The sequence below is a fragment of the Luteimonas sp. MC1572 genome (genome assembly GCF_016615815.1).
Classification (GTDB): Bacteria; Pseudomonadota; Gammaproteobacteria; order Xanthomonadales; family Xanthomonadaceae; genus Luteimonas.
Genome location: NZ_CP067112.1, coordinates 904,672 through 923,832, shown reverse-complemented (window position 1 = coordinate 923,832; position 19,161 = coordinate 904,672). Strand labels below are relative to the sequence as shown.

Annotated in this window: 20 protein-coding genes; 3 read left to right on the top strand and 17 right to left on the bottom strand. The window is 70.2% G+C overall.

Translation table 11 applies throughout. From position 1 onward, the window contains the following. Positions 1-46 precede the first annotated feature (46 nt). The 6 genes from miaA to rlmE form a co-directional block, all read right to left on the bottom strand. A complete protein-coding gene (gene miaA, locus JGR64_RS04230) occupies positions 47-1,015 on the bottom strand; it encodes a tRNA (adenosine(37)-N6)-dimethylallyltransferase MiaA (RefSeq protein ID WP_199375700.1) in 969 nt (322 codons plus the stop codon). A gap of 27 nt (positions 1,016-1,042) precedes the next feature. Continuing rightward, entirely contained in the window at positions 1,043-2,530 is a 1,488-nt protein-coding gene (gene putP / locus JGR64_RS04225; RefSeq protein ID WP_199375319.1) for a sodium/proline symporter PutP, read from the bottom strand. A 60-nt stretch (positions 2,531-2,590) separates the two neighbouring features. After that, the gene (gene folP / locus JGR64_RS04220; protein ID WP_199375318.1) at positions 2,591-3,484 is read right to left on the bottom strand and encodes a dihydropteroate synthase; all 894 of its coding nucleotides are present in this window, start codon (positions 3,482-3,484) and stop codon (positions 2,591-2,593) included. 40 nt (positions 3,485-3,524) lie between these two features. After that, positions 3,525-5,186: a tetratricopeptide repeat protein gene (locus tag JGR64_RS04215; RefSeq protein ID WP_199375317.1), complete on the bottom strand. Its 1,662-nt coding sequence runs from the start codon at positions 5,184-5,186 to the stop codon at positions 3,525-3,527. 160 nt (positions 5,187-5,346) lie between these two features. Next, the gene (ftsH, locus tag JGR64_RS04210; RefSeq protein WP_199375316.1) at positions 5,347-7,263 is read right to left on the bottom strand and encodes an ATP-dependent zinc metalloprotease FtsH; all 1,917 of its coding nucleotides are present in this window, start codon (positions 7,261-7,263) and stop codon (positions 5,347-5,349) included. A 31-nt stretch (positions 7,264-7,294) separates the two neighbouring features. Beyond that, on the bottom strand, positions 7,295-7,927 hold the full coding sequence (gene rlmE, locus JGR64_RS04205; protein ID WP_199375699.1) for a 23S rRNA (uridine(2552)-2'-O)-methyltransferase RlmE: 633 nt from the start codon (positions 7,925-7,927) through the stop codon (positions 7,295-7,297). Between the two features lie 77 nt (positions 7,928-8,004). Between rlmE and yhbY the strand changes: the two genes are divergently transcribed. Then, positions 8,005-8,310 (top strand): ribosome assembly RNA-binding protein YhbY, encoded by a 306-nt coding sequence (gene yhbY / locus JGR64_RS04200; RefSeq protein ID WP_199375315.1) that lies wholly within the window; start codon positions 8,005-8,007, stop codon positions 8,308-8,310. A gap of 22 nt (positions 8,311-8,332) precedes the next feature. Continuing rightward, on the top strand, positions 8,333-8,707 hold the full coding sequence (locus tag JGR64_RS04195) for an Mth938-like domain-containing protein (protein ID WP_199375314.1): 375 nt from the start codon (positions 8,333-8,335) through the stop codon (positions 8,705-8,707). 26 nt (positions 8,708-8,733) lie between these two features. Here JGR64_RS04195 and JGR64_RS04190 read toward each other — a convergent pair whose 3' ends face one another. The 4 genes from JGR64_RS04190 to surE are packed head-to-tail and all read right to left on the bottom strand — an operon-like array spanning position 8,734 to position 11,694. Beyond that, positions 8,734-9,570, bottom strand: a complete 837-nt coding sequence (locus tag JGR64_RS04190) for a peptidoglycan DD-metalloendopeptidase family protein (protein WP_199375313.1) — start codon at positions 9,568-9,570, stop codon at positions 8,734-8,736. Then, positions 9,567-10,232 (bottom strand): exopolysaccharide biosynthesis protein, encoded by a 666-nt coding sequence (locus tag JGR64_RS04185; RefSeq protein WP_233348380.1) that lies wholly within the window; start codon positions 10,230-10,232, stop codon positions 9,567-9,569. The genes JGR64_RS04190 and JGR64_RS04185 overlap by 4 nt, the downstream gene beginning before the upstream one ends. Continuing rightward, a complete protein-coding gene (locus JGR64_RS04180; RefSeq protein WP_199375312.1) occupies positions 10,229-10,912 on the bottom strand; it encodes a protein-L-isoaspartate(D-aspartate) O-methyltransferase in 684 nt (227 codons plus the stop codon). The genes JGR64_RS04185 and JGR64_RS04180 overlap by 4 nt, the downstream gene beginning before the upstream one ends. Beyond that, positions 10,909-11,694, bottom strand: a complete 786-nt coding sequence (surE, locus tag JGR64_RS04175; protein ID WP_199375311.1) for a 5'/3'-nucleotidase SurE — start codon at positions 11,692-11,694, stop codon at positions 10,909-10,911. Before surE ends, JGR64_RS04180 begins: the two co-directional genes overlap by 4 nt. A 120-nt stretch (positions 11,695-11,814) precedes the next feature. On the opposite strand from surE, the gene JGR64_RS04170 reads away from it, so the two are divergent. After that, on the top strand, positions 11,815-12,384 hold the full coding sequence (locus JGR64_RS04170; protein ID WP_199375310.1) for a Smr/MutS family protein: 570 nt from the start codon (positions 11,815-11,817) through the stop codon (positions 12,382-12,384). Positions 12,385-12,705: 321 nt separating this feature from the next. Here JGR64_RS04170 and truD read toward each other — a convergent pair whose 3' ends face one another. The 7 genes from truD to JGR64_RS04135 all read right to left on the bottom strand — a co-directional run bounded on the left by truD (position 12,706) and on the right by JGR64_RS04135 (position 19,140). Next, complete coding sequence (gene truD, locus JGR64_RS04165) at positions 12,706-13,761, bottom strand: tRNA pseudouridine(13) synthase TruD (RefSeq protein ID WP_199375309.1); 1,056 nt, start codon at positions 13,759-13,761, stop codon at positions 12,706-12,708. Further along, positions 13,758-14,237, bottom strand: a complete 480-nt coding sequence (gene ispF / locus JGR64_RS04160; RefSeq protein ID WP_199375308.1) for a 2-C-methyl-D-erythritol 2,4-cyclodiphosphate synthase — start codon at positions 14,235-14,237, stop codon at positions 13,758-13,760. The genes truD and ispF overlap by 4 nt, the downstream gene beginning before the upstream one ends. Next, positions 14,234-14,935, bottom strand: a complete 702-nt coding sequence (gene ispD / locus JGR64_RS04155) for a 2-C-methyl-D-erythritol 4-phosphate cytidylyltransferase (RefSeq protein WP_199375307.1) — start codon at positions 14,933-14,935, stop codon at positions 14,234-14,236. Before ispD ends, ispF begins: the two co-directional genes overlap by 4 nt. Then, on the bottom strand, positions 14,932-15,255 hold the full coding sequence (ftsB, locus tag JGR64_RS04150; RefSeq protein ID WP_199375306.1) for a cell division protein FtsB: 324 nt from the start codon (positions 15,253-15,255) through the stop codon (positions 14,932-14,934). Before ftsB ends, ispD begins: the two co-directional genes overlap by 4 nt. A 10-nt stretch (positions 15,256-15,265) precedes the next feature. Next, positions 15,266-16,552 carry a phosphopyruvate hydratase gene (gene eno, locus JGR64_RS04145; protein ID WP_199375305.1) on the bottom strand — a complete coding sequence of 429 codons (1,287 nt, stop codon included), beginning with the start codon at positions 16,550-16,552 and terminating at the stop codon, positions 15,266-15,268. A gap of 61 nt (positions 16,553-16,613) precedes the next feature. Further along, complete coding sequence (gene kdsA, locus JGR64_RS04140; protein ID WP_199375304.1) at positions 16,614-17,447, bottom strand: 3-deoxy-8-phosphooctulonate synthase; 834 nt, start codon at positions 17,445-17,447, stop codon at positions 16,614-16,616. 28 nt (positions 17,448-17,475) lie between these two features. After that, the gene (locus tag JGR64_RS04135; protein ID WP_199375303.1) at positions 17,476-19,140 is read right to left on the bottom strand and encodes a CTP synthase; all 1,665 of its coding nucleotides are present in this window, start codon (positions 19,138-19,140) and stop codon (positions 17,476-17,478) included. Positions 19,141-19,161: the final 21 nt, after the last annotated feature.

Sequence of the window (19,161 nt, the reverse complement as noted above, 5' to 3'; positions counted from 1 at the left end):
GGTGGCCAGTGTCGCCTGTCCGCTCCCCGGCGGCGACTGCCCGATCTTATACGACCCGGGACCCACCGAGGAAACCGGCGACCGCGCGTGCGATGCCGGCAGCGTCGGTCGCGGGGTCGAACCAGCGCGCGTCGAGTTCGCCGCGCAGCCAGGTGAGCTGGCGCTTGGCCAGCTGCCGGGTGGCGGCGATGCCGCGCGCGCGGAAGGCTTCGGCATCGCAGGCGCCGTCGAGGAACTCCCAGGCCTGGCGGTAGCCGACGGCGCGGATCGCCGGCAGGTCGAGCGGCGCCGGATGGGCCTGCAGCGCGGGCAGCGCGCGCAGCGCCAGCACTTCGTCGAGGAAGCCGGCGGCGAGCATGGCGTCGAAACGCGCGGCGATGCGCGCGTGCAAGGTGTCGCGCGATGCAGGCGCCACCACGATCTTCAGCACCCTGCAGGGCAGCCGCGCGGACGCGGCGGCTGGCCGCGCCTGCCACTCGCTGATCGCACGCCCGCTGGTGCGCCAGACTTCAAGCGCGCGCTGGATGCGCTGCGGATCGTTGTGGCCAATGCGCGCCGCGGCCACCGGATCCACCGCCGCGAGGTCGGCGTGCAGCGCGGGCCAGCCGCGCGACGCGGCGTCCGCCGTGATCGCCGCGCGGACATCGGGATCGGCGGGCGGCATCGGCGCCAGGCCGTCGAGCAGCGCGCGGAAGTACAGGCCGGTGCCGCCGGCGAGGATCGGCAGCCGGCCGCGCGCCACGATGTCGGCCACCGCCGCACGCGCGTCACGCGCGAAATCGGCGGCGGAATATGTTTGCCAGGGGTCACGCAGGTCGAGCATGTGGTGGCGCACGCGCGCCTGCTCGAGGGCATCGGGCTTGGCCGCGCCGATGTCGAGCCCGCGGTAGACCAGCGCCGAGTCAACGCTGACCACTTCGCCGCCGTAGCGCTCCGCCCACTCGAGCGCGAGCGCGGTCTTGCCCGAGGCGGTCGGGCCCATCAGCGCGATCGCCAGCGGTCGCGCGTCCGTCATGTCGCGCCGGGGAGCCATGGCAACCGCCTAGTGGCCATTCTCGCGCAGCGTCAGCCGCACCTGGCGGTGGGTCGCCTGCACGTCGGCCGGGGGCGCGCGCCCCAGCAGGCTCACGACCACGATCGCGATGCTGGCGGCGATGAAGCCCGGCACGATCTCGTACAGCGCGCTGCCGGTCTGCTTCCACAGCACCACCACCAGCGCGCCGGTCAGCATGCCGGCCAGCGCGCCGTTGCGGGTCATGCGCTGCCAGACCAGCGACAGCACCACCACCGGCCCGAACGCGGCGCCGAAGCCGGCCCACGCATACGCCACCAGGCCGAGCACGCGGCTCTCCGGGTTTCGCGCGATGAAGATCGCCAGCAGCGCCACCGCCAGCACCATCGCGCGGCTGAACCAGACCAGCTCCTTCTGCCCGGCCTTGGGACGCACGAATCCGCGGTACAGGTCTTCGGTGAGCGCGCTCGAACACACCAGCAGCTGGCAGGACAGCGTGCTCATGATCGCGGCGAGGATCGCCGACAAGAGCACGCCTGCCACCCACGGATTGAACAGCTGCTGCGCCAGCGCGATGAACACGCGCTCCGCATCCGCCGTCACCGGCCCGGCGGCAGCCGGATGCGCGCTGTACCAGGCAATGCCGAACAGGCCGACCGCCATCGAGCCGAACAGGCACAGCGCCATCCACGTCATGCCGATGCGCCGCGCCGCCGGGATGGTCTGCAGCGATTCCGCGGCCATGAAGCGCGCCAGGATGTGCGGCTGCCCTACGTAGCCCAGGCCCCATGCCAGCGCGGAGATCACGGCCAGCAGCCCGCCGGTGCCGACCCAGTCCAGCCGCGCTGGATCCACCTGCTCCACCAGCGCGAGGCCCTCGCCCACGCCGCCCACGCCAATCAGCACCATCACCGGCACCAGCAGCAGCGCGAAGATCATCAGCGTGGCCTGCACGGTGTCGGTCCAGCTCACCGCAAGGAAGCCGCCAATGAACGTGTAGAGGATGGTCACCGCTGCGCCCCACCACAGCGCCTCGCCGTACGGCAGCCCGAACACGCTCTCGAACAGCTTGGCGCCGGCGACGATGCCTGACGCGCAATACACCGCGAAGAACACCAGGATCACCAGCGCCGACAGCATGCGCAGCAGGCGTTGGTCATCGGCGAAACGGTGGGTGAAGTAGTCCGGCAGGGTCAGCGCGTTGCGGGTGCGCTCGGTGTAGACGCGCAGCGGGCCGGCCACGAAGCGCCAGTTCGCCCAGGCGCCGATCAGCAGGCCGAACGCGATCCACGACTGCGACACGCCGCCCAGGTAGAGCGCGCCCGGCAAACCCATCAGCAGCCAGCCGCTCATGTCCGAGGCGCCGGCCGACAGCGCGGTGACCACGCTGCCCAGCGAGCGCCCGCCGAGGATGTAGTCGTCGAACGTCTCGGTGCGGCGGTAGGCCCACAGGCCGATGCCGACCATCAGGACCAGGTAGGCGGCGAAGGTGATGACGAGCGGCGCGCTGGCGGTCATGCGGTGTCCCCGGGCCCGGACGCCGGGCCTCCCCGGGGCGCAGCTTACGCGAGCGGCCGCTTACTCGGGCCAGCTGATCGATGGTGCCTGGCCCTTCGGGCGCGGCATGGGCACCGCGTCGACCGCCAGCCACACATTGATCGCATCGATGGTCGCGGCGACGTCGTGGACACGCAGCAGCATCGCACCGCGCTGGGCGGCGATGAGGTGCGCGGCGACCGAGCCGTGCACGCGATCACGCGCCTCCTCGCGGCCGGTGATGTCGCCGATCGTGCGCTTGCGCGACAGCCCGGCCAGCACCGGCACGCCGAGCTCGGTGAAGCGCTGCAGTTGGGCAAGAAGCGCCAGGTTGTGCTCGCGCGACTTGCCGAAGCCGAAGCCCGGGTCGGCGATGATGCGCTTGCGCTCGATGCCGGCCATCTCCGCGGCGAAGATGCGCTCGGCCAGGAAGCGATGCACTTCACCGACCACGTCGTCGTAGTCCGGCGCATCCTGCATCGAACGCGGCTCGCCGAGCATGTGCATCAGCACGACCGGCACGCGCAGCTCCGCGACCGCATCGAGCGCGCCTGCGCTGCGCAGCGCATTGATGTCGTTGACCATGCCGGCGCCGGCCGCGACCGCGGCGCGCATCACCTCCGGCCGGTAGGTGTCGATGCTGATCGGCAGCGTGGTCTCGCGCGCCAGGCACTCGATCACCGGCACCACGCGGCGCAGTTCCTCTTCGACGCCGACGCTGTCGGAGCCAGGGCGCGTGGATTCGCCGCCGATGTCGAGGATGTCCGCGCCCTCGGCCGCGAGCTTCAGGCCGTGGGCGACTGCCGCATCGGTGTCGGCGTGTTCGCCGCCATCGGAGAACGAATCCGGCGTCACGTTGACGATGCCCATCACGCGCGGTCGGTCGAGCCGGAGCATGCGGCCTGCGCAGTCGAGTTGGGGCACGGTGTCGAACATGGGGCGGCTCCATCGGGCGTCCCATGATAGCGACGCCGGCTCAGTCCAGGCGCGCGAGGATCTCGCGGTAGCGCGGCAGGTCGCGCAGGTTGGCCAGGTCGGAATCGTGTTCGATCCAGTCGCGGAACCCCAGCCCGGCGGCGACCGCCCGTTCCAGCAGGTCGAGGGCACGGTCCGGCTCAAGTGCCTGGGCATAGAAGCAGGCCGCGTTGTACAGCGTGTCGAAGTCCGCCGGGCGCAGGCCGAGCGCCACCTGGATGAGGCGATGCCCGCCGTCGACATCGCCCTTGTGCAGCAGCAATCCGGCGGCCAGGTAATGCGCGCGGGCGTTGTCCGGATCGATCTCGACCTGGTGCAGGCAGGCCTCCAGCGCAGCGCGCATCAGCCGTTGCATGCGCGTGGTTTCACCGGCCGCCTCCGCCGCGTTGACCGCGAGCGCCAGCGCCTGGAATTCCCCCGGGTCGGCGGCATGCGCGGATTCGAACAGGTCGACCGCCCGCGCGAACGCGCCCTGCGCGAAGCAATGCCTGGCGAAGTAGTAGTGCGCGACATACAGCGTGGGATCCAGTTCGAGCGCACGCTCGAAGGCGGTCGTTGCGGCATCGTGCCGCCCGTCCAGCGACAGCGTGTGCGCGTAGGCGACGTGCGCTTCGGCGAGTTCCGGCGCAAGTTCCAGCGCCCGGCGAGCCGCGGCGCGGGCTTCGTCCAGCACACGATGCGGCGGTTCCAGGCGCCATAGCGCCAGTTCGACCAGCGCATCGGCCAGGCCCGCATGCGCATGCGCGTAGCCGGGATCGATCTCGATCGCCTTGCGGAACATCTGTGGCGCCTGGCGCCAGCTCAGCGTGGTGGTCCGCTGCTCCAGCTGCCGGCCGCGCAGGTAGAACTCGTAGGCGCGCATGTCGCGCGGCGCATAGCGCTGCAGGTCGAGCTCGACCGTCGGCTTCAGCGACGGGCGCATCAGCTCGACCACCTTGCGCGCGATTTCCTCCTGGATCGCGAAGATGTCCTCGAGCCGGCGATCGAAGTTGTGCGACCACAGGTGGTAGCCGGTGCCCGCGTCCACCAGCTGCGCGGTCACGCGGACCTGTTCCCCGGCCTTGCGCACGCTGCCCTCCATGATCGCGGCGACCCTGAGCTGGCGGCCGATCTCGCGGATGTCGGTGGCGCCGTCGCGGAAACGGAACGAGGACGTCCGCGATGCCACGCGCAGGCCGCTGACCCGGGTCAGCGCGTTGAGGATCTCCTCGGCCAGCCCGTCGCAGAAGAAATCCTGGTCGTGGGTCTCGCTGAGGTCGGAGAACGGCAGGATCGCCACCGAGGCTTCATCGGCTGGGACGCCCGCGGCCTCCGGGGCCGCGTTCGCGACCGCAGCGGACGCTGCCAGCGGCGATGCCGGGGCCGCACGCGTATCCCGCGACGGCTGCGGGCCGGGGCCCGGCGCGGGCAGCGAGGTGCGTTCGATGCCCCTGGGCCCGATGTCGTAGATCCACGCCAGCGCGCAGGCGAGCACGAAGCCCAGCGCGAGCAGCACGATCAGCAGCCGTGTCGACCATTCCGGCAACGCCAGCGGTTCGAACGTGGCGTCGGCCACCTGGACCAGCAGCCAGGCGACCACGAGATAGACGGCCATGACGCGGAACACGCGACGCCGCCGGAATTCGGCCAAGCCGCGCCTCAGCGATGCGGTCCAGTCGGACATGCGAGAGCGGCCTCTCCGCGCGGTTGCGGGTCGGCGCGGGTCCGGGCACGACACGGCGTGCGTGTCCGAGGCTGGCACCGCTACCCAGCAGAACGCACGCAGCGGCGACGATCGGCCGCTGCACCGGATCCGGGCCTTGGCCCGGGCGCCCGGGCCCGCCTCAGGTCTGCGCGGCGGGCCCTGCGATCGGCGGCATGGGCTGCGGGTCGCCCTTGCCGTCCTTGCCGGAACCTGCCGACTTGTCCTTGTTCCAGCCGATTGGCGGCGGCGGGTCGCGGCCTTCCATGATGGCGTCGATCTGCGGCACGTCGATGGTCTCGTACTCGAGCAGCAGTTTCGCCATGGCGTGCAGCTTGTCGATGTTCTCTGTGAGGATGGCCTTGGTGCGGTTGAACGCGTTGTCGAGGATCTCGCGAACCTCCTCGTCGATCCTGCGCGCGGTCTCGTCGGACACGCTCTTGTGCTGCGTGACCGAACGCCCGAGGAACACCTCGTCCTCCTCCTCGCCATAGGCGATCGGGCCCAGCTCGTCGGACAGACCCCACTTGGTGACCATGTTGCGCGCCATCTTGGTCGCGCGCTCGATGTCGTTGGACGCACCAGTGGTGACCTTGTCCGCGCCGAAGATCAGCTCCTCGGCGACGCGGCCGCCGTACAGCGTCGCCAGGCGGCTGTGCAGGCTTTCGCGGGTGGAGCTGTAGCGGTCGCCCTCGGGCAGGAACTGGGTCACGCCCAGCGCGCGGCCGCGCGGAATGATCGTGACCTTGTAGACCGGGTCATGATCCGGAACCAGGCGCCCGACAATGGCGTGGCCCGCCTCGTGGTAGGCGGTGTTGGTCTTCTCTTCCTCGCTCATCGCCATCGAACGGCGCTCGGCGCCCATCAGGATCTTGTCGCGCGCCTTGTCGAAGTGGTCCATGCGGACTTCCTTCGCGTTCTCGCGCGCCGCGAACAGCGCCGCCTCGTTGACCAGGTTGGCGAGGTCCGCGCCGGAGAAGCCGGGCGTGCCGCGCGCGACCACCATCGGCTCGACATCGTCGGCCCGCGGCACCTTGCGCATGTGCACCTGCAGGATCTGCTCGCGGCCGCGCACATCGGGCAGGCCCACCACGACCTGGCGGTCGAAGCGGCCCGGGCGCAGCAGCGCCGGATCGAGCACGTCGGGGCGGTTGGTGGCGGCGACCACGATCACGCCCTCGCCGCCCTCGAAGCCGTCCATCTCGACCAGCAGCTGGTTCAGCGTCTGCTCGCGCTCGTCATGCCCGCCGCCCAGGCCGGCACCGCGGTGGCGGCCGACGGCGTCGATCTCGTCGATGAAGATGATGCACGGCGCATGCTTCTTGGCCTGCTCGAACATGTCGCGCACGCGCGACGCGCCCACGCCGACGAACATCTCGACGAAGTCGGAACCGGAGATCGAGAAGAACGGCACCTTGGCCTCGCCGGCGATGGCGCGCGCCAGCAGCGTCTTGCCGGTGCCGGGCGGGCCGACCATCAGCACGCCGCGCGGGATCTTGCCGCCGAGCTTCTGGAAGCGCGACGGATCGCGCAGGAACTCGACCAGCTCGGACACTTCTTCCTTGGCCTCGTCGCAGCCGGCGACGTCGGCGAAAGTGACCTTGACCTGGTCCTCGTTGAGCAGCTTGGCGCGCGAACGGCCGAAGGACATCGCGCCCTTGCTTCCGCCCTGCTGCATCTGCCGCATCATGAAGAACCAGAAGCCGATGATCAGCAGCACCGGCAGGAAGTTGAGCAGCAGCGACCACAGCGTGACGCCCGACTCCGGCGGCGCCTGCTTGATCTCCACGTTGTGGTTGATCAGGTCGTCGACCATCTTCTCGTCGCGGCGCGGCGCGGTGGTCGCGCCCTGGCTGCCGTCCTTGCGCTCGAACTTGATGGAGCGCTCGTCGCTGGAGATGTCCACGGCCTTGATGCGGTCGTTGCGGACGTCGGTCATGAACTGCGAATAGATCACGTCCTGGTCGGCTGCCACCTTGGGGCTGAAGCTGTTGAAGACCGCCATCAGCACGACGGCGACCACCACCCACAGCATCAGATTCTTGACCAGGTCGTTCATTCTTTTTTCGCTCCGCGGCAACGCCGCTACCTTACTTGATGTGTGCCAGCTTGCCCTGCGCCAGGGCATAGACTTCCGGCGAACGCTTGCGCGATGCCGCCGGCTTGCGGATCGCCACCTTGGTGTATCGCCGACGCAGCTCGCGCACGTAGTCGTCGAATCCCACGCCGTGGAACAGCTTGATCAGCAGCGCGCCACCGGGACGCAGGTGCTGGTCGGCGAACTCCATGGCCAGCTCCGCCAGGTGCATCACCCGCGGCTGGTCGACGGCGTCCATACCACTCTTGTTGGGGGCCATGTCGGACAACACAAGGTCGACGGGCTCGCCGCCCAGCATGGATTCAAGCTGCGAGAGCACCACAGCGTCCCTGAAATCGCCATGAAGGAAGTCGACGCCGGCGAGCGGCGGCATGTCCAGGATGTCGAGGGCGACCACGCGGCCGCTGTCCCCGAGCGCCTGGCGGACCCACTGCGACCAGCCACCCGGGGCGGCGCCGAGGTCGACCACGGTCATGCCGGGCTTCAGCAGGCGGTCGCGGGCGACCAGCTCCTCGAGCTTGTACGCCGCGCGCGAGCGCATCCCCTCCGCCTGCGCCTTCTTGACGTAGGGATCGGAGAAGTGTTCCTTGAGCCAGCGCTGGCTGCTCTTGCTGCGGGTGGCCATCGCGTCGGGACTTGCGGCTGCCGGGCTGCAGCGGGCCGCCATGATACCCTGCGCCTCCCGAACTCCATGCCTCTCACATGAACGTCGACCTGACCTCCGCCCAGACCCGTTTCCTGCGCGGCCAGGCCCACGACCTGAAGGCCATGCTGCAAATCGGTGGCAAGGGCCTGACCCCTGCCGTCGTGGCCGAACTCGATGGTGCCCTCGAGCACCATGAACTGATCAAGGTGAAGGTGGCCGCTGCCGACCGCGAGTCGCGCGACGCGCTGATCGCCGACCTTGCCAGGCAGAGTGGTGCCGCGCTGGTCCAGCGCATCGGCCACGTGGCCGTGCTTTACCGCCCCAGCCGCGACAAGCGCCAGATCGTGCTGCCGCGCGGCTGAACAACACCACGTTGTAGCCGCCATGCAGATCGCCCACGAACTTCCCGATTTCGACTTCGTCCTGCGCGGCGCCGACGGCCGCTCGGCGCTGGTCAACGAGCTGCGCCTGGAGGCGAGTTTCATCATCACGCCCAGGCAGCTGATCACCGGCTGGGCGGCCACCGACGTGGCCAGCCTGGAGCCGGAGATGCTCGAGCCGCTGCTGGCGCTCGATCCCGAAGTGGTGGTGCTGGGCACCGGCGAGGCGCAGGGCTTTCCGCCGCCGCGCACGCTGGCGGCCTGCCTGCGCCGCGGCGTGGGCCTCGAGGCGATGACCAATGCCGCAGCGGCGCGCACCTACAGCGTGCTGGCCAGCGAAGGCCGCCGCGTGGTCGCGGCGTTCATCATCAACGCCTGAGCAAGCGCAGGCGCGGCAGGTCCGCCTCAGCGCGTCGGCAGGTAGCGCAGCGGGTCGACCGGCTTGCCGTTGTAGCGGATCTCGAAGTGCAGCATGTCGCGATCGGCCCCGGTACGGCCCATCTCGGCGATCTGCTGCCCGGCCTTCACGCGCTCGCCTTCGGCGACCATGCGCCGGCGGTTGTGTCCGTAGGCCGACAGCCACTGCTCGTCATGCTTGACGATCACAAGTTCGCCGTAGCCGACCAGGCCGGAACCGGAATACACCACCACGCCGTCGCCGGCGGCACGCACGGGCTGCCCCGCCCGGCCGGCAAGGTCGATGCCCTGGCGGGTGGGATCGCCGGCCACGTAGCGGGCCACGATGTTGCCGTCCGCGGGCCAGCGCCAGCCGATGGCGCTGGTCGCCGGCGCGGGGCCGGTGGGCTGCGGCGGTGCCTGGGTCGGCTCGACGCGACGGCCGCTGGCGCTGGTGGGCGGCCGCGCCACCGTGGTCGGGGTGCCGGTGGCGACGCGCGCGCCGTCCGAACCCGCGGACGGATACAGCCGCAGCCGTTGTCCGGGATAGATGGTGTAAGGCGGCTGCACGCTGTTCCACATCGCCAGGTCGAGCGGGCTGATGCCGTTGTTGAGCGCCAGCCGGTAGAGGTTGTCACCCTTTTGCACGGTGACCGACTGCCCATGCTTGGGGGCCGACACCCGCGGCGCCGACGTGCCGCCTTCGCGCACCACCTTGCTGCTGCCGCAGGCCGCGAGCACGACCGACAACACGCACGCGACGGTGATGGCGACGAGGGGGCGCGTTGCGCGGAAGTGGCTGGTCATGCGCTGTGGTGTGCTCCGTTCCGGGTCGCGGCCGCTCATCCGGCCATCCGCTGCATCAGCTCGCGGATGGCCAGGCCACCACCGCCGATCAGCACGCTGAAGTACGCGACCGTGCCGATCGTGGCCAGGTGTCCCAGCAGGACCGCGCCGCCGTCGCGCTGGATGAAGCCGACAGCGTAAAGCAGCAGCGCCAGCGCCGGCAGCGTGTTGCTGAATGGAACGAATCCGAACGGCGCCATCAGCAGCAGTGCCGCGAAGATGAAAGCAAGGTTGTTGAATGCCTCCGCCGCACGGCCGTCCACCACGCCGCGCATGCGATGCGGACGACTGACGCGTTCCAGGCGCCGCACCCAGGCCATGCCCGCGGTGAGCGCCGGGCGCAGGCGGTCGGCCGGCAGTGCACGCGTGCGCAACCGCGCCGGGATCCATAGCGGGCGCCCGGACAGGCGACTGATGCCGACCAGCAGGATCGCCGCGCCGAACACCGTGCTCACGCCGGGGATCGACACCGGGATCAGGAATACCAGGGTGAGCAGGATGGCGATCACCAGCAGGCCTTCGTCGCCCAGCACCTCGAGCAGGCTGCCGAGCGTCATCTCGCCTGCTGGCAGCCGCGCGATGACCGCGGACAGCTGCTCGCCAAGCGAGCCTGTGTCTACCGGCTCGCCGGCTTGCGGCGGACCGTACGTGCCGCCGCTCAATCGATCATCCCCGACAGCAGCGGCACGAACGCGACGTTGGCCAGCACGTCCTGCACGACATTGCCCTCGGCATCCTTGCGCAGGCGCAGCAGCGACTGCGCACCGCCCATCCCGACCGGCGCGACCAGCACGCCGCCGGGCGCAAGCTGCGCGGTCAGCGCATCGACCAGCGCCGGCGCGCCCGCGGTGACCAGGATGCCATCGAACGGCGCTTCCTCCGGCCAGCCGATGCGGCCGTCGTCATGCTTGCTGCGCACGTTGAGGCCCAGCGAGCGGAACCGCTTGCGCGCAACGCGCAGCAGCTCGCCGATGCGCTCGACCGTGAACACCTCCAGGCCAAGCGCACCGAGGATCGCCGCCTGGTAGCCGGAGCCGGTGCCGATCTCCAGCACGCGCCTGGGCTGCACGCCGTCGGCGAACAGGGCTTCGGTCATGCGCGCCACCACCCACGGCTGCGAAATGGTCTGGCCGTGGCCGATGGGCAGTGCGGTGTCCTCGTAGGCGCGGGTGGCGAGCGCCTCGTCGATGAACAGGTGTCGCGGCACCGTGCGGATCGCGTTGAGCACGCGCTCGTCGACGATGCCGTGGCCGCGCAGCCGCTCGATGAGCCGGTCACGCGCGCGCTGCGAGGTCATGCCGACGCCGATCGCTTCGGGCTGCAGGCGGATGCGCTGGATCATGCGCCACTCCCGTTGCGCAGCGCGGCTTCAAGCCCGCCCACCCATGCAGCCACCTGTTCCAGCGCCTGGTAGCGCGTGAGGTCGACCTGGATCGGGGTGATCGCGATGTGCCGGGTGCGCACGGCGTGGAAGTCGGTCCCGGGGCCGGAATCCTGCTCGGGACCCGCGGCGCCGATCCACCAGAACCGGCGGCCGCGCGGATCCTGCACCGGAATGCAGGGTTCGGCGCGATGGCGGTTGCCGAGCCGGGTCACCTCGAAGCCTTCCACCTCGGCCCACGGGATGTCGGGCACGTTGACGTTGAGGATGGTGTCGGCCGGCAGCGGGTCGGCCTTGAGCCGCGCCACGATCTCGACCGCGGCGCGGGCGGCGGTCTCGTAGTGGAGGCCCACGTGGTCACGCGTGGCCAGCGACACCGCCACCGCGGGCAGGCCCAGGAAGCGGCCTTCCATCGCTGCGGCCACGGTGCCGGAATAGATGACGTCGTCACCGAGGTTGGCGGTGTTGTTGATGCCGGACACCACGATGTCGGGCTCGACCTCGAGCATGCCGGTGATCGCCACGTGCACGCAGTCGGTGGGCGTGCCGTGCACGCGCCAGGTCTCCGCGTCGACCTGCACGACCTGCAGCGGCAGGTCGAGGGTCAGCGAATTGCTGGCACCGGAGCGGTCGCGGTCGGGCGCGACGACGATGACCTCGTGCCCGGCGGCGCGCAGCCCCTCGGCGAGGGCGCGGATGCCGGGTGCATCGACGCCGTCGTCGTTGCTAACGAGGACTCTCATGGCCTTCCAAGCGCGCTGAACCTTCTGATGTCGCCGCGTCGCGGTGGGCCAGACATCATAGCGGATGGCGACGCAGCCGGCCCGCGCATGCGCCGTTCGCGGACGCGTTACGCTTCCACCATGGCCAAGCGAGACCGACCCGAAGCGCCCACGCCCGACGACCACGGCGTGGTCGACGATGCCGCCCTGTTCCGCGCGGCGATCGGTGACGTGCGCGAGCTTCCGGGTGCGCCGCTGCCACCGGCCAGGCCGCGCCCACGTCCGCGCGCGCGCATGGCCGAACAGGACGAGGCGCAGGCGCGCGAGGATTTCCGGCTGGGCCGTGGCGAGGCCTTCGTGCTGGACCGCGGTGACGCGCTTTCGCATCGCCGCGACCAGGTGCCGCCGCGGACGCTCAAACGCCTGTCACAGGGCCTGTATGCCGCGCAGGACGAGCTCGACCTGCACCACAGCGACGCCGCCACCGCCGAGGCGCTGCTGCGCCGCTTCCTCGCCGAGGCGCGCGATGCGGGCTTCGGCTGCGTGCGTGTCGTGCACGGCAAAGGGCTCAACTCCAGCGACAGCCTGCCGGTGCTGAAGAACGTGGTCGACCGGATCCTTCGCCAGCGCGCGGACGTGCTGGCGTTTCATTCCGCACCCGCCGCACAGGGCGGGACGGGCGCGGTGCTGGTGTTGCTGGCAAGGCGCTGAACTACTGCGCGGAGCCGCGCGGAAGCCGCTTGAGTGGCGGAGCAATCCACTGCACGTCCACGCCACGGCGGCGCGCGACTTCTTCGACATTCGCCATGTAGGCCGTGTCGGTCACCAGGACATCGCCAGTGGGGACCGAGGCGACGCCACCACCGCTTGCGCAACCGGCAAGCGCGAGTAGCGCCAAGGCGCCAAGCCCACTCCGAAAGCAGGTATTCATGACTGTCTCCCGTCGCTGCCGCCCGGTGGCGGCGTGCAGGACCGGTGTATACCCGCCATCCGGGGCCAGCCAGTGCCGACCAGCGGTTTCCGACGGACGGCTCAGCCGCGCCGGCTGGCGTCTTCGACCACGCCCAGTTCGGCCAGCACCGTGGTCGCATACGTGCCTGGAGGAAGGTCGAAGCGCAGCTCGATGCCATCGTCGCCGAGGTCCTGCCAGGCGAGGTCGCCGGGACGCAGGCGCGTGGCGCGCCGCTCCTGTTTCAGGCCCGCCGCCTCCAGCCCCGAGCGCAGCGCCAGGCACTCATCGTCTTCGAGCGCGGCCAGCTCGACGGCGCGTGCCTCGCCTTCGCTGCGCAGCTCGCCACGCCCCCACAGCGGCGCGCTTGGATGGATATCGAAGTCCGCCAGCCGCGCGGCAAGGGTGTCGTCCCACGGCAGCGGACCGAACACGCTGCGGCTGCCATCGAGCATCCAGGCCTCGCCCTCCAGGCCGCGGTCCCAGCTGGCCGCCGCGACGCGCACGGCCAGCACGCGGTTGAACAGCGCCGAGCGCGCCGCCGACAGCAACAGCGTGCGCTCGTCGCGCCGTACCCGCTGCCCCGCGAACATGCGCAACGCCTTGTCGACGTTGCCACCGCCATAGCCGAAACGCTGTTCGCCGAAGTAGTTGGGCACGCCGCGCGCCGCGATCGCCTGCAGCCGCGCCTCGATCGCATCGCGATCGCCGGCCACGTTGCGCAGCCGCAGGACGAAGCGATTCCCGGCCAGCGCGCCACGCGGCAGCTTGCGCGAGTGCCAGGCGTGGCTGGTGACATGCAGCGATTGCCCGCTTTCCGGCTCCTGCCAGTCGAGGGCGGCGATGTCCGGCGCCTGCCTGCGCGGCAGGTGCACGGTGAAACGCTGCCGGGTCACCGCGTGGCGGTCCTTGAGCCCGGCATAGCCGATCGCCGCGATGTCCACGCCCGCCCAGTCCGCCAGCCGCTGTGCGACGTAGGCGGTGTTCATGCCGCGCTTCTCGATACCGAGCAACAGGTGCTCACCTGCCCCACTGGCCTCGAAGCCGTGCAGCTCGGTGACGTCGAAGTCCTCGGCCACGCTGCGCATCGCGGCGCGCAGCACCGGCGCGCCGTGGGCGCGCGGCGACGCCTCGCTCATGCCCTGACGAGCAGGCAGGCGACCTGGGCGGCGATGCCCTCGCCGCGGCCGATGAAACCGAGCTGCTCGCTGGTGGTGGCCTTCACGCTCACCGCGTCCAGGGCGATGCCGAGGTCGGCGGCGATCGCTTCGCGCATGGCCAGCGCATGCGGCCCGACCTTGGGCCGCTCGCAGATCACCGTGGCGTCGGTGTTGCCCACCGCCCAGCCGCGCGCGGCCGCCAGCGCCACGCAACGGCGCAGCAGCACGCGGCTGTCGGCACCCTTCCAGCGGTCGTCGGAGGGCGGAAAGTGCACGCCGATGTCGCCCAGCGCCAGCGCGCCGAGGATGGCATCGCACAACGCGTGCAGGATCACGTCGCCGTCGCTGTGCGCCACCAGGCCACGGTCGTGTGGCACGCGCACGCCGCCGAGCATCACGTGGTCGCCGTCGCCGAAGGCGTGTACGTCGTAGCCGAAGCCGATGCGCACGCTCACGCCCTGCCACCGCGCGCGCGCAGCGCGACCAGGTATTCAAAATAGGCCAGGTCCGCCGGCGTGGTCACCTTGATGTTGTCGTCGGCGCCCTCCACCAGCAGCGGACGCAGGCCCTGCTGCTCCATGGCCATGCTCTCGTCGGTCGCCTCGACGCCGGACGCGGCGACCGCTTCCAGCGCGCGGCCGAGCTGCAGGCGCCGGAACAGCTGCGGTGTCTGCGCGCGCCACAGGCGCTGGCGCGGCTCGGTGCCGTCGATGCCGCCATCGTCGCCGGCACGCTTGAGCGTGTCGCGCACCGGTGCGGCGAGGATCGCGCCCACCGGATCCTCGCGGCCGCGCTCGAGCAGTGCCTCCAGGTCGGCGAGCCGCAGGTTGGGGCGCGCCGCATCGTGCACCAGCACGAACGCATCGGGTCGCACGGTGTCGGGCAGCGCGGCCAGGCCGGCCAGCACCGATCCGGCGCGTGAATCGGCACCGGTGCAGGTGACCAGCGGACGGCCTTCGAAGTCGGTCCAGCCCGGCCAGAAGGCGTCATCAGCGGCAACCACCACCACCGCGCCCTCGACCCCGGGATGCGCGAACAGCGCGCGCAGGCTGTGCGCCAGCAGCGGCTCGCCGGCGACCTCCAGGTACTGCTTGGGGACGTCGCCGCCGAAACGCGCGCCGCGGCCGGCAGCGGGCACCACCGCCCAGGTCACGGCGTGACCCCGGCTTCGGGCTCGCGCGTGCGCGGCGGCGCGCGGTCGACCACGCGGTAGAAGGTCTCGCCGGGACGGATCATGCCGAGCTCGCCCCGGGCACGCTCCTCGATCGCCGCCTCGCCCGACTTCAGGTCGGCGACCTCGGCGGCCAGCGCCTCGTTGCGCTCGTGCAGGCCTTCGTTCTGCCGCGCCTGCTGCTCCACCTGCGCGACCAGCGCCGCGACCTCGTGGTTGCCGCCGCTTCCGAACCACAGCCGGTACTGCAGCCACGCCAGCAGCGCGACCAGCAGCACCAACACGATCCGCAGCGTGCGCATGGCGTCGGGCTCAGCGCTTCAGCGAGACGAAGGCGTCGCGGCCCGCGAAACGCGCGTCGGCACCCAGCGATTCCTCGATGCGCAGCAGCTGGTTGTACTTCGCCACGCGGTCGCTGCGGCACAGCGAGCCGGTCTTGATCTGGGTGGCGGTGGTGGCCACGGCGATGTCGGCGATGGTGGTGTCCTCGGTCTCGCCCGAGCGGTGCGACACCACCGCCGCGTAGTTGGCCGCATCGGCCATGGCAATCGCTTCCAGCGTCTCGGTCAGGGTGCCGATCTGGTTGACCTTGATCAGGATCGCGTTGGCGGTCTGCGACTCGATGCCCTGGCGGAAGATCAGCGGATTGGTCACGAACAGGTCGTCGCCGACCAGCTGCACGCGGTCGCCGAGGCGCCGGGTCAGCAGGTTCCAGCCGTCCCAGTCGCCTTCGGCCATGCCGTCCTCGATGGTGACGATCGGGTACTGGTCCGACCACGACGCCAGGAACTCGGTGAACTGCTCGCTGGAAAGGCGCTTGCCCTCGCCGACCAGATGGTACTTGCCGTTGTCGTAGAACTCGCTGGACGCGACATCGAGGCCGAGCAGCACGTCGTCACCGGCGCGGTAGCCGGCCTTGCCGATCGCCTCGAGGATGGTGTCCAGCGCCTCCACGTTGCTGCGCAGGTCGGGGGCAAAGCCGCCCTCGTCGCCCACCGCCGTGGAAAGGCCGTGGCCCTTCAGCACCGACTTAAGCGCGTGGAAGATCTCGGTGCCGGCGCGCAGGCTCTCGGCGAACGAATCGAAGCCCACCGGCAGCACCATGAATTCCTGCAGGTCGACGTTGTTGTCGGCGTGCGCACCGCCGTTGATGATGTTCATCATCGGCACCGGCAGCACCGGCGCGCGGTCGCCGGCGAGCAGCTTCCACAGCGGTTCGCGGCGCGAGGCGGCCATCGCGTGCGCGTTGGCCATCGACACGCCGAGCAGTGCATTGGCGCCCAGGCGGCCCTTGTTGTCGGTGCCGTCGAGATCGATCAGGCGGCGGTCCACGCCGGCCTGGTCCGAGGCATCCGCACCACGCAGCGCCTCGGCGATCGCGCCGTTGACGTTGGCGACCGCGTTGCGCACGCCCTTGCCCATGTAGCGCGTCTTGTCGCCGTCGCGCAGTTCCACCGCCTCGCGGGTACCGGTGGACGCGCCGGAGGGCACCATCGCCCGTCCGAAGCTGCCATCGGCCAGCGTGACCTCGGCTTCGAGCGTGGGATTGCCGCGGCTGTCGAGGATCTCGCGGGCGTGGACTTTGGCGATCGTGGTCATGGGGCTCGGTCGTAGTTGGACAAGGGTCGTGCGATTGCAGCCGGCGGATGCCGGCGATGGATCAGAGGTCGCTTTCCAGGAACCCGGCGCGCTTGGTGACGGCGTCGAGCTCGCACATGGTTTCCAGCAGCGCGCGCATGCGGTCGAGCGGCCAGGCATTGGGGCCGTCGCTGAGCGCCTTGGCGGGATCAGGATGGGTTTCCATGAACACGCCGGCCACGCCCACGGCGACGGCGGCGCGCGCCAGCACCGGAACGAACTCGCGCTGGCCGCCGCTGGAGGTGCCGTGCCCGCCCGGCAGCTGCACCGAGTGGGTCGCGTCGAACACCACCGGGCAGCCGGTGTCGCGCATCACCGCCAGCGAGCGCATGTCGCTCACCAGGTTGTTGTAGCCGAAGCTCGCACCGCGCTCGCAGACCATGATGTCGTGGTTGCCGGTGGCCTTGGCCTTCTCGACCACGGGCTTCATGTCCCACGGCGACAGGAACTGGCCCTTCTTGATGTTCACCGGCTTGCCGGCGGCGCAGACCCTGGTGATGAAGTCGGTCTGGCGCACGAGGAACGCGGGCGTCTGCAGCACGTCGACGACGCTGGCCACTTCATCCATCGGCGTGTACTCGTGCACGTCGGTCAGCACCGGCACGCCGATCTGGCGCTTCACCTCGGAGAGCACGCGCAGGCCTTCCTCCATGCCCGGGCCGCGGAACGCGGTGCCCGAGGTGCGGTTGGCCTTGTCGAAGCTGGACTTGAAGATGAAGTTGATGCCGAGCGCCGATGTGATCTCCTTCAGCTTGCCGGCGACGTCGAGCTGCAGCTGCTCGGACTCGATGACGCAGGGCCCGGCTATCAGGAAGAACGGCTGGTCGAGGCCGACGTCGAATCCACAGAGTTTCATTCAGAAGCCTTTTCTTGCCAAAAGATGCTCATGCCGTGGCGTCCTTCAGCAGCTTCCCGCCCGCCTTGCGCTCGCGCGCGGCGCGGATGAAGCCGATGAACAGCGGGTGCCCGTGGCGCGGGGTGGACAGGAACTCCGGGTGCGCCTGGCAGGCCAGGAACCACGGGTGATCCGGCAGCTCCACCATTTCCACCAGCAGGTCGTCCATCGACTTGGCGGACACCACCAGGCCGGCATCCTCGAGCTGCGTGCGATAGCGGTTGTTGAACTCGTAGCGGTGGCGGTGGCGTTCGGCCACCACGTCCTTGCCGTACAGCGCGCGCGCCAGGGTGCCGGGCTTCAGCCGCTGCTCCTGCAGGCCCAGGCGCATGGTGCCGCCGAGGTCGCCGTCTTCGCTGCGGCGCTCCACTTCGCCCGCCTGCGTGCGCCATTCGGTGATCAGGCCGATCACCGGGTGCGGGGTCTGGCGATCGTTCTCGGTGCTGTTGGCGCCGTCCAGGCCGGCCATGTGGCGGGCCACGTCGACCACCGCGGCCTGCATGCCGTAGCAGATGCCGAAATACGGCAGGCCGGTCGCGCGCGCATGCTGCGAGGTGAGCACCTTGCCTTCGAAGCCGCGGTCGCCGAAGCCGCCCGGCACCAGCACGCCATCGACGCCGGCCAGCACCGCCGCGGCACCGTCGCGCTCGATGTCCTGCGATTCCAGCCACTTCAGGGTGACCCGCGTGCGCTGGCGGATACCGCCGTGGCGCAGCGCCTCGCCGACCGACTTGTAGGCGTCCTTGTGGTCGACGTACTTGCCGACCACGGCGATGGTGACCTCGTCGATCGGGTGTTCGGTGGCGTCGACCACCGCGTCCCATTCCGCCATGTCCGGATCGGCCGAAGCCTTGCCTTCAAGGCGCAGGCGCTCGAGCACGATCTGGTCGAGGCCCTGCTCGTGCTGCCACAGCGGGATCTTGTAGATGTTGTCGAGGTCGACCACCGAGATCACGGCCTTTTCCGGCACGTTGGTGAACAGCGCGATCTTGCGGCGCTCGCTGTCGGGCAGCGGCTGCTCGCTGCGGCACAGCAGCACGTCGGGCTGGATACCGATCGAGCGCAGTTCCTTCACCGAGTGCTGGGTGGGCTTGGTCTTGAGCTCGCCGGCGGCGGCGATATACGGCACCAGGGTCAGGTGCAGGAAGATCGCCTTGTCCGGGCCGCGTTCGGTGCGGATCTGGCGGATGGCCTCGAGGAACGGCAGCGACTCGATGTCGCCCACCGTGCCGCCGATTTCCACCAGCCCGACGTCGAAACCCTGCGTGGCCGTGTCGATGCAGCGCTTGATCTCGTCGGTGATATGCGGGATCACCTGCACGGTGGCGCCGAGGTAGTCCCCGCGGCGCTCCTTGCGGATCACGTTCTCGTAGATCTTGCCGGTGGTGATGGAATTCCTGCCCGACAGGCGCACGTTGACGAAGCGCTCGTAGTGGCCCAGGTCGAGGTCGGTTTCGGCGCCGTCGTCGGTCACGTAGACCTCGCCGTGCTGGAACGGGCTCATCGTGCCGGGATCGACATTGATGTAGGGGTCGAGCTTCATCATCGTCACGCGCAGGCCGCGGGCTTCGAGGATGGCCGCCAGCGAGGCCGCGGAAATGCCCTTGCCAAGCGAGGACACCACGCCGCCGGTGACGAAAATCAGGGGAGTCATGATGGGGCTACCGCAGGAAAG